The 1,070-nt window shown below is 64.7% G+C and carries 1 protein-coding gene and 1 pseudogene; both read left to right on the top strand.

The genetic code is table 11. The annotated features are described in order from the left end of the window. A pseudogene (locus ACFQ6N_RS41140) lies at nucleotides 1-538 on the top strand (hypothetical protein); the annotation flags it as partial. 38 nt (nucleotides 539-576) lie between these two features. After that, a complete protein-coding gene (locus tag ACFQ6N_RS41135; protein WP_053449293.1) occupies nucleotides 577-999 on the top strand; it encodes a type IV pilin protein in 423 nt (140 codons plus the stop codon). Nucleotides 1,000-1,070: the final 71 nt, after the last annotated feature.

The raw sequence follows: 1,070 nt of genomic DNA, 5'->3' as shown, positions 1-1,070 counted from the left end.
GCCCGGAACGACGCTGACCTCAGCCAACCTGCGTCCGTTCACGGCACAGTTCGACAATGGCATGCGCACCCTTTCGCCAGGGACTGTTCCGGCGCAGAGCCGTGGCTGGACTGTGACGCTGTCAGGCAAGGAGCGTGCGGTGGGTAATCCGCGCATTGTTTCGGGTGTGGTGTTCATGCCGACCTACATTCCTTCAGAGTCCCAGGGCTGTTCGGTGGATGGTGCGAACTGGGTGTTCGGCCTGCAGGCCAGCAGTGGCGAGGCGGCGATGTCACAGGTGCGCTTTGGTGCTCCTGATGGCGCGTCGCCCGGCGCAGGCACGGCTGGCGTGCCCTTGAGTACGGGCGGCAACGCGCCGGTGCGGGATGTCACCACTTCGGTGGTGCCACGGCTGGCGCCGCCGGACCCGGGCAAGCCTGGCAGTCCGCCGCCGAAACCCCCGGGCGATGCCTGCATGATGCAGATTTCGGTGGCTGGCGCGGAGCCGATGTACCTGCCGTACCCCTGCGGTCGCCAGTCGTGGAGGCAGATCCAGTGATCGACGTTCCTTCTTTGCAGGCACCAGGAGCCACCGCAATGCGTACACCGTGGATGGCGGGCCGCGTGGCCCGCGGTTTCAGCCTGATCGAACTGATGATCGTGGTGGCGGTCGTGGCGATCCTTGCTGCGATCGCCTATCCGAACTACAGCGCGCATGTTCTCAAGTCGCGGCGCGCGCAGGCCAAGGCCGATCTGGTGGAGTACGCGCAGCTGGCCGAGCGCTACCACACCATCAACAACACCTATGTGGGCTTCACCTTCCCCGGCGGAGCTGATTCCATCAACTCGCCACGCGAGGGCGGCACCGCGGCCTACACCCTGTCCATGGAGACCGGGCAGTCGACGTTCACGTTCACGGCAGCAGCGGCCAATGCGCAGACCAAGGACAAATGTGGCGACCTGACGCTCAATCAGGCCAACGTGAAGACGTCGCAGGCAACACTGTCCGACTGCTGGTAACGCGAGCGGGAAGCTGCCTGCAGGGCTGCGTGAAAGAGTGTTGCACTCTCGGTTCGAGGTGATTACAATGC

This window comes from Kitasatospora sp. NPDC056446, from assembly GCF_042796115.1.
In the GTDB taxonomy this organism is placed as follows: domain Bacteria; phylum Actinomycetota; class Actinomycetes; order Streptomycetales; family Streptomycetaceae; genus Kitasatospora.
This window is presented reverse-complemented; position numbering and strand designations above follow the sequence as displayed.

What these genes read in the sequence shown, in the direction of transcription:
- ACFQ6N_RS41135 (WP_053449293.1), top strand. Translation starts at nt 577, where the DNA reads ATGCGTACACCGTGGATGGCGGGCCGCGTGGCCCGCGGTTTCAGCCTG.